The sequence below is a fragment of the Bifidobacterium subtile genome (genome assembly GCF_000741775.1).
Lineage (GTDB): Bacteria > Actinomycetota > Actinomycetes > Actinomycetales > Bifidobacteriaceae > Bifidobacterium > Bifidobacterium subtile.
This window is the reverse complement of sequence record NZ_JGZR01000021.1, coordinates 1-8,159: the sequence shown is the minus strand read 5'-3', so window position 1 is coordinate 8,159 and position 8,159 is coordinate 1. Positions and strand designations below refer to the sequence as shown.

7 protein-coding genes and 2 tRNA genes are annotated in these 8,159 nt (G+C 62.5%); 5 read left to right on the top strand and 4 right to left on the bottom strand.

Annotated features, from left to right (window positions below):
- Window positions 1-71 precede the first annotated feature (71 nt).
- Entirely contained in the window at window positions 72-263 is a 192-nt protein-coding gene (locus tag BISU_RS11225) for a hypothetical protein (protein ID WP_051922020.1), read from the top strand.
- A 92-nt stretch (window positions 264-355) separates the two neighbouring features.
- On the opposite strand, the gene BISU_RS11220 is transcribed toward BISU_RS11225, so the two are convergent.
- Window positions 356-428, bottom strand: a tRNA-Ala gene (locus BISU_RS11220).
- Window positions 429-477: 49 nt separating this feature from the next.
- Window positions 478-551: transfer RNA gene (locus BISU_RS11215), tRNA-Ile, on the bottom strand.
- Window positions 552-792: 241 nt separating this feature from the next.
- On the opposite strand from BISU_RS11215, the gene BISU_RS11210 reads away from it, so the two are divergent.
- Together BISU_RS11210 and BISU_RS11205 are read left to right on the top strand one after the other, a co-directional pair.
- Window positions 793-1,419 (top strand): YgjP family zinc-dependent metalloprotease, encoded by a 627-nt coding sequence (locus BISU_RS11210; protein WP_024463822.1) that lies wholly within the window; start codon window positions 793-795, stop codon window positions 1,417-1,419.
- Window positions 1,420-1,492: 73 nt separating this feature from the next.
- Window positions 1,493-2,698, top strand: a complete 1,206-nt coding sequence (locus BISU_RS11205; RefSeq protein ID WP_024463823.1) for a DmpA family aminopeptidase — start codon at window positions 1,493-1,495, stop codon at window positions 2,696-2,698.
- A 69-nt stretch (window positions 2,699-2,767) separates the two neighbouring features.
- Here the strand turns inward: BISU_RS11205 and BISU_RS11200 are convergent, their stop codons facing one another.
- The gene (locus tag BISU_RS11200; RefSeq protein ID WP_024463824.1) at window positions 2,768-4,087 is read right to left on the bottom strand and encodes an aminotransferase family protein; all 1,320 of its coding nucleotides are present in this window, start codon (window positions 4,085-4,087) and stop codon (window positions 2,768-2,770) included.
- Window positions 4,088-4,307: 220 nt separating this feature from the next.
- Window positions 4,308-5,942 carry an aminotransferase class I/II-fold pyridoxal phosphate-dependent enzyme gene (locus tag BISU_RS11195; RefSeq protein ID WP_024463825.1) on the bottom strand — a complete coding sequence of 545 codons (1,635 nt, stop codon included), beginning with the start codon at window positions 5,940-5,942 and terminating at the stop codon, window positions 4,308-4,310.
- Between the two features lie 445 nt (window positions 5,943-6,387).
- Between BISU_RS11195 and BISU_RS11190 the strand changes: the two genes are divergently transcribed.
- Both BISU_RS11190 and BISU_RS11185 read left to right on the top strand, forming a co-directional pair.
- Window positions 6,388-7,755 carry an aminotransferase class III-fold pyridoxal phosphate-dependent enzyme gene (locus BISU_RS11190; protein WP_226839109.1) on the top strand — a complete coding sequence of 456 codons (1,368 nt, stop codon included), beginning with the start codon at window positions 6,388-6,390 and terminating at the stop codon, window positions 7,753-7,755.
- A 236-nt stretch (window positions 7,756-7,991) separates the two neighbouring features.
- Window positions 7,992-8,159, top strand: a 168-nt coding sequence (locus tag BISU_RS11185) for an SDR family NAD(P)-dependent oxidoreductase (protein ID WP_034533144.1), incomplete at its 3' end; no start/stop codon positions are given.

Sequence of the window (8,159 nt, the reverse complement as noted above, 5' to 3'; positions counted from 1 at the left end):
GCGGATCCTTGTGAACCACCGGGGCATGGGCGAGGCGCGCATGATGCGCGCGATGCGAATACGAATGCTTCATGCGAAGCCCCGGCCCCGACCTCAAGGCGCTGCTCGAAGCCCACGAGACGCGGGAGAGGACGCGGGCCTCGGCCAAAGCGCAGCAGGAACGGGAAAGCGAACAGCATACCGGCGACGAGCCAACTGCGGGCAGCGGCGTCGACTGGAACGAACTGCACGCCAGCACCCCATACCCCAACAACACCGACTAAAAACCACAGTCTAAACCAACACGTTTGTTCCTATAACCCGGGAAAACCGCATGAAAAAAGGCTTCCGGCCAAACCGCCGAAAACCCTGTATGTGGAGCTAGCCGGATTCGAACCGGCGACCCTCTGCTTGCAAAGCAGATGCGCTACCAGCTGCGCCATAGCCCCATGACAGAGAAAAAATAAGCGGCCAGAAAGCCGCTGTCATATCTCTGCGTGGGCCCGGGAGGACTTGAACCTCCGACCTCATCCTTATCAGGGATGCGCTCTAACCACCTGAGCTACGGGCCCGAAAAACCAGTACGCTCGAAAGCGCACAAGAAGATAGAATACCCCTTCCCATGGATTAGTCAAACTATGGGTGTGCGTGTCGTGCGAATTCTGCAGTCGGCAAGTGATTGGGTGGGAGTAGGAGCCGACGTAGCCATAGTTTCTTCCGCCGGAACCGTGCACTGCCGTCCGGGTTCATCCGAAGGTGTTCTTCCTTTCTGCGCTGCCTGCCCCGTCGAGCAATCGAGCGACAATAGCCCGTATGCCCAATCGTCATCGCTCCCGGCCGCGTGCGCTCGCTGAAACGACGCTCGTTGTGGACGAGTTCGACGTGCATGTGACGCGCAAGATGATCAGGAACGTGTACCTGCGCGTCCGGCCCGCGGACGGTTCGATTGAAGTGTCCGCGCCCGCTCGGATGGGCGACGAACGCATCGTCGACTTCGTGCGCGAGCGGCGCGGCTGGATCGAGCGGCAGCAGCAACGGCTCGCTGCGGCGCGGCGCAACAGTCCTACGGGCGGGGGCGGCGCGGACGGAGAGACGTTCGCGTGGTCCGACGAGCGCAAGCGGGCAGCGGCTGCGGCGATCAACAGTCAGCTTCCCGCGCTGCTTGCGCATTGGGAGCCGATTGTCGGGCGCTCGCCGTCGCATATCACGCTGCGGGTGATGAGTTCGCGCTGGGGCTCATGCACGCCCCGAACCGGCCGCATCCGGCTGAACTTGCAGCTTGGGCTGATGGATGAGCGTTTTCTGGACTACGTGCTCATCCATGAAATGACGCACCTGTGGGCCAATGGGCACGGTGCCGAGTTCCAGCGGCGAATGGATCGATACCTGCCAAATTGGCGGCAGCTGCGGCGAGAGCTGAATCGTCAAGTGGTGCTGTAGATGGTTCGCCAACCGTGATTATCGTGCTGCAGCTGCCGCATACGATTTATGTAAGAAGATAGGAAACATAATCATGATGCATCGGGAGAATTCCGCCAGTAACGCCGCTGCCAGCGGTTTTGACAGTGGCCCCACTCGCATCGCCTCACCCACCCACACCCGCGCCCGCGACCTGGGCGTTGCTTTCGACGGCACGACGGGGCCATGCAACGCCATAACCGACGTACCAGGGGTGCGCGTGGGGTATTCGACGATTATTTCGGATGCCGAACACATGCATGGCCCGCAGGCTGCATGCACTGGGGTGACTGCGATTCTGCCACGCGGCGATGATGTGGAATCGCCGTGCGCCGCCGGGACGTTCGCGCTGAACGGCAACGGCGAGATGACCGGGCGGACGTGGATCGAGGAGTCCGGCTCGCTGACCACGCCCGTGGCGATCACGAACACGCATTCGGTTGGCATCGTGCATTCCGCGATCGACCAGTGGCTCTTCAAACGATGCCCGCGCAAGGCTGCGGCGTGGATGCTGCCGGTCGTGGCTGAAACATGGGACGGGTATCTCAACGCCATCAACAGCCAGCACGTCACGCTGCAGCATGTGTTCGACGCCTTAGACTGCGCGATTTCGGGCCCGATTGCCGAAGGCAACGTCGGCGGCGGCACTGGCATGTGCTGCTACGGGTTCAAAGGCGGGTCCGGTACGGCCTCGCGCACCGTGACGTTGCTGGGCAAAACGTATACGGTAGGTGCATTTCTGCAATGCAATTTCGGCAAACGATACGAGCTGAACGTGCATGGCGTGCCGCTGGGCCGCGACTCGAAGGCACCGAATCCGATGCAGGAGACGCGCTGGTTCGAGGAGGAATCGGGTGCGCCGAATCCGCCTGAAGGCTCAGGGTCGGTCATTGCCATCGTCGCCACGGATGCACCGCTGCTGCCCGTGCAATGCAAGGCATTGGCTCGGCGTGTGCCTATGGGCCTGGCTCGCACCGGCACCACGGGCGGCCATTTCTCAGGCGATATCTTCCTGGCATTCTCCACCGGCAATCCCGGCTCGCTGCGTTCCTCGATGGCCGCCGAAGAGGAGGGACGCGCACTTGACAGCATGGAATTCGTCGCGTGGGGACTGATGGACGCGCTATACGAGGCGGTCGCCCAATGTGTCGAGGAATCGGTGGTCAATGCGCTTGTGGCCGCGCGTGATATCGTCGGACGCGATGGACATGCCAGCTATGCTCTGCCGCATGACGAGGTGCGGCGGGCGTTTATGCGCTAAGGGCGTCGCATGCTGGCGGAGTTCGTGCGCTGAACTCCGCCAGCATGCCGGACCCGCATGCATAACCGCCTACTTCTCGTATGATCCATCTGGCCGGAATCGGCCGACTACGGTGGAGACGGCCTCGACGATGCGATCGGCCTGCGCTTCGCTGAGAATCAGCGGCGGCGACATCACGATGATCGTGGGATTCGTGCAGCGGACGACGACATGGAATTCGTCGAGGATCTCATCGGCTATGGCGACCTGCGGCTCAAGCGGCTCACGGGTCTGCTTGTCCTTGACCAGCTCGATGCCGAACGCCATGCCGGCGTGGCGCACCTCGCCGACGACGGGCAGATCGTCCAGCGCCGCGTGCAATCCTGCGGCGAGATAGTCGCCGATCGTGTTGGCGCGTTCCACGAGTCCTTCGTCCTTGATGATGCTAAGGTTCACGGCCGCTGCCGTGGCGGCGAGCGGATGACCCGAATACGTGTATCCCACCGGGAACCCAATGCCTTCGCGCACCGTATCGGCTATCTCCTTGCGCATCATCGCGGCACCCATCGGCATGTAACCCGAGGTGATGCCCTTGGCCACGGTGATGATGTCCGGCTGCACGCCATAGCGCTGGCAGGTGAACCACGAGCCGGTGCGTCCGAAGCCGGTGACGACCTCGTCTTGGATGAGCAGGATATTGTGCCGGCGCAGCACGGCCTCGAGCTTTGGCCAGTAGCCTTCGGGCGGCGTCACCATGCCGCCGACGCCGAGCAGCGGCTCGCCGATGAAAGCGGCGATATTATCCTCGCCAATCTCTTCGATGGACTGCTCAAGCTCCGCTATGCAGAAATCCACCGGATCCTGGCCGTCGAACAGCCACGAACGATAGGTGTGAGGCGGGGTGAGATGGCGGAAATGCGGCACGAGCGGACCCAGCCCGAAGTTGTCGGCCTCGAATCCGGACGCGCACCCGCCGCCGTAGGCTGCGCCATGATATGCGTTGCGGCGCGAAAGAATCCAGTTCTTCTCCGGCTGACCCTTCTTGTACCAGTAATAGCGGGCCGTTTTGATGGCCGCTTCGATGGATTCGGATCCGCCGCTCGTGAATACGAAATCGGTGATGTGGCTGGGCACGAGTTCCAGCAGCGTGGGGATGAGCTTCAGAATGGATGAATTCGTGAAATCCCAGAAGCTGGTGAAGTATTCGAGCCGAGACGCCTGCTTGCTCAGCGCTTCGCCGATCTCCCGCCTGCCATGGCCGATCTGCGCCAGCCACAGTCCGCCGGTGGCGTCGAGATAGTCATTGCCATTGGTGTCCCACAGCAGGCATCCCTCGCCCTTGTCCATAATGAAGCGCCGCGTGTTGTCCAACGGAAGATGCGGGTGGATGAGATGGGTGTCGGCTTCCAAAAGCACCTGCGTGCTGCGGGCCGCGGCAGTACTGCAAGTGATGGTGTTGCGGCGAGTGCATACTGCACCTGCATTGCAGTAGTGCGTGACGCAAGCCGCGAGGCGGGACCCGTATCGTCGCTGAATCCGCGTCGGCGATCTCGTATAGCACGCAGTTGCTTCAAGCTTGTCGGTCAGCGTAGGCTGCTGTCGTGCAGGGCTCTGAGGTGGCGCCGTTCGTTCATGCTTCCGGTTTCATTTTCTCCTTCACCCCCGCTTTTGTCTCCGCAGCTTGGGCAAGCAGCGCAGCGACGCGCTCGCTGGCGGCGGCGGACTGCGCGATGGTGATGCGGATGCCAGGCGACGTGTGCTCGTCAAGGGCTTTGGGATCGGAGGTTTCAGAGCCGGAGGTGACGCAGAAGCGCGGGCGGAAGGGCTGGCCTGCGGCGACGCGGATGTTATTCTCGGCGAGCAGTTGCGCTGCGGCGGCATCGTCGCGCACGGGTATCCACATGTTCAGGCCGTCGCCGGTTCGCACATCCAAACCGTGGCGGCGCAGCAGCGCGTTCATGGTTCTTTGGCGCGTGGCGTAGGTGTGGCGTGCATTGATCACCGTGTTGAAAGCATGCTTGTCGGTGAGCATTTCGCTCAATATCTCCTGCAGGAACCTGCTGACCCAGCCCGGTCCCAAGCGCCGACGGGCATTGAGCAAGCCCACGATTTCGCCCGTGCCGGAGAGCGCTGCGAGCCGCAGGTCGGGGCCGTGCGATTTGGAGAAGCTGCGGATATGCACCACGTGATCCGGCATGCGCTGCGCGAAGGATACGGCGTAGGCGTTGGCCACATCGCCGCTGTGATCGTCCTCCACAATCAGCGGCATATTCCGCTCGTCGTCGCAATGGCGCAGCAGCACATTCGTGAGTTCGTCGATGCGTTGCTCGGTCATGCTCGCGCCGGTGGGATTCTGCGCCCGCGGCTGCACGACGATCATGGCGACTTGCGGCCGGTGCGCGGCGGCGAAGACAGCTGCACTCGGACGTTCGGCTAGGCGCAGCGCACGATCAAGGGCGTCGGGGATCATGCCGCAGCCGTCCATGGGGACGCCGATAGCCGTAGCGCCGCACCGGTCAATCATGCCCAGCACCGGGGGATAGGTGGGGGTTTCGGTGATGACGAAATCGCCGGGTCTCAGCGACGACTCGATGATGCGTGACAGACCGTCGCCAGCGCCGGAAACCATCGTCATGGCCTGCGGCTCGTATGGCCAGTTGCGGCGGAGCACGCCTTCGAGCATCGGCAGAATCGTCGGGCCATCATAGGAATTCACGAAGGCCTTGCGGTTCCCGAGTTTGCTCAGGAATGGCCGGATATCCGGCAGCAGCGCCGGATCCGGAGTGCCTTTCGACAGGTCGATCAGCGGCATGTCCTGGCGGCTGACGGGCAGCGGAAGAGCGCGGCCCTGCTCCTGCGCATGCGCTTGGGACAGCACATACGTCCCGGCCCGCCCGCGCGAGGCCAGCACTCCGGCACGCGACAGCGCGTGATACGCAGTGGATATCGTGGCTGGGCTCACGCGCAGGCTTGCGGCCATTGCGCGGACGGTGGGCAGCCGCTGCCCTTCGCGCAGCACTTCCGAAGTCGCCAGCGAGGTGATGGACTCCGTGATGCGCTGCGGCGTCGGCGCGTCGGCGGTGGCGAGGATGAGTTCGGAGAGTCGCTGCGCGTCCAGCGTTGCAGCGGTGTTAGGAGCGCCGTTGCCGGCATTGCCTGTATTGCCGCCAGCGCCGCTGACGTCGCTGGCGCTGGTCTTGGCGAGGATTTCGCTGCCCGTGTCGATTGCAGGAGATGCCTGGACCGATGGCTGTGATGCCTGCATAGGGACCCTCCCCGTGAGTCGTGCGGGATGCGGTTTGCATGACGTTGCCAAAATGCCGTGCGGCATTATTCCAAGCGAGCTGTCCGAATCTTCGGACAGCGCCCTGTGTTTTCAAACGGCTCCGCACTTTGCAAGCGGTGTTTGAACGATTTGGCGAATAACATAACGTTTATTGTGCAGTGCCTGTGTTTCGAAGCGGTTCGTCATGTTACGAGCATGCTAGTGAAGCGTAAACATTCATGCGAAGCAGGAAATGTTCAAGTGTCACAATGACATTTGTTGCTGACGGCTGCATGCGCAGGCTGCATATGCAGATTGTGTGCGCAGTCGAGGCGAATTGCGCGATTGCATTCGACTGGGCGATTCCGGCGCGGTGCGAGCCGTGTTCGCAATCGCCGCAGCAGAAGGCATAACGGAACCACGAACACGCTGCGATATCTGGAATATGAACGCACTGGAATATGAGCCACTAGGAAAGGGCACGATCATGGGGCACGATGTATCTGCGGACGAGGCGATCTGGGACGACGCCTGCGCATTGGATCTGAAGCATGTTTTCCATTCATGGCAGGCGCAGGCCGACCGTCATCCGGTCGAGGTGACCGGCGGCCACGGCGCGTGGCTGCAGTACGCCGACGGGCGCGAGATGTTGGACTTCACCAGCCAGCAGGTCAATGTCAACATCGGCTACCAGCATCCGAAGGTCGTCGAGGGCATCGCCAAGCAGGCGGCGCTGCTGTGCACCATCGGCCCCGATTACGCGAATCTGGCTCGCGGACGGGCTGCATCGCTGGTGGTGCGCCGCGCCCCGGAAGGCTTCAACAAGGTGTTCTTCACGAACGCCGGCGCGGATGCCAATGAGAACGCCATCCGTGCGGCGAGGCTGTTCACCGGCCGCGACAAGATTCTTTCCTCATACCGCTCGTATCATGGCAACACCGGTGCGGCCATCAGCGCGACCGGCGACTGGCGCCGCAAGCCCAACGACTACGCGCGCGGGCATGTGCACTTCTTCACGCCCTACCTGTACCGCTCCGAATTCTCCGCGACCACGCAGAACGAGGAGTGCGAACGCGCGCTCGCTCATCTGGAGCACGTCATCCAGTTCGAAGGTCCGGACACCATCGCGGCCATCCTGCTCGAATCCGTGCCCGGCACCGCCGGCATCATCACGCCGCCGAAGGACTACTTCAAGGGCGTGCGCGAAATCACCAAGAAGTACGGCATCCTCATGATCACTGACGAAGTGATGACCGGCTTCGGCCGCACCGGCTTCTGGCTCGCGCTCGACGACTATGGCTACACGCCGGATATCATCTCCTTCGCCAAGGGCTGCAACTCCGGCTATGTGCCGGCGGGCGGCGTGATGCTGAGCGATCCGATCGCGCACTACTTCGATGGTGTCGTCTTTCCTGGCGGCCTGACGTACTCCGGCCATCCGCTTGCGATGGGCGCGATTGTGGCCGCGCAGGAGGCGATGGAGGAGGAGCATATCGTCGACAACGCCTACAACGTCGGCCACGATATTCTCGGTCCGAAGCTCTCGGCGCTGAGCGAGACGCATCCGAAGATCGGCGAAGTGCGCGGCAAGGGCGTGTTCTGGGCTGTGGAGATGGTGGCCGACCGCGCGAGCCGCGAGCCGCTGGACGGCGCGACGATGAAGCAGATCGTGGCCGAGGGCGCCAAGCTGGGGCTGGTGCTCGGCGTGCACGACAACCGCATCCATGTGACGCCTCCCTGCGTCATCACCCTCGATGAGGCGTCCGACGGCGTCGAGCGGCTGGACAAGGCGCTGACTGCGGCCGGTTGCTGAGCGGTCGTTCGCTGAGCAGCGAGCGGCTGGGAGCGTGCGCGTTGAGCCGCGGACCGCGTTGTTCGGGTTGCGCCCTGGGAGCCGTTAAGCCGTAAAATTCGGTAACAGAATAATCCTGCGATAGTCGTGATACTACTGTGGGAATCGAATGCGACGTTATTGAGATACAGCGCTATTCGCTTTTGAAGCGATTACAGAAGTCCCAAGATTGAACAAGATTGAAGGAGGTCCGGCATATGACGGAAACAACGAAACGCGTGGTGGTGACCGGCGCATCCAGCGGCATCGGCGCGGCGACTGTGCACGCGTTGGTGGCGGCCGGATGGAGCGTGGTGGCGTTGGCTCGCCGCGAAGACAAGCTCAAGGAGCTGGCCGAGGAGATCGGCTCGGCGGTAAGCTATGTC

Excerpts from the sequence above, each read along its gene's own strand:
- BISU_RS11210 (WP_024463822.1), top strand. The coding sequence starts at position 793 with ATGCCCAATCGTCATCGCTCCCGGCCGCGTGCGCTCGCTGAAACGACG.
- BISU_RS11195 (WP_024463825.1), bottom strand. The coding sequence starts at position 5,942 with ATGCAGGCATCACAGCCATCGGTCCAGGCATCTCCTGCAATCGACACG.
- BISU_RS11205 (WP_024463823.1), top strand. The coding sequence starts at position 1,493 with ATGATGCATCGGGAGAATTCCGCCAGTAACGCCGCTGCCAGCGGTTTT.
- BISU_RS11190 (WP_226839109.1), top strand. The coding sequence starts at position 6,388 with ATGAACGCACTGGAATATGAGCCACTAGGAAAGGGCACGATCATGGGG.
- BISU_RS11225 (WP_051922020.1), top strand. The coding sequence starts at position 72 with ATGCGAAGCCCCGGCCCCGACCTCAAGGCGCTGCTCGAAGCCCACGAG.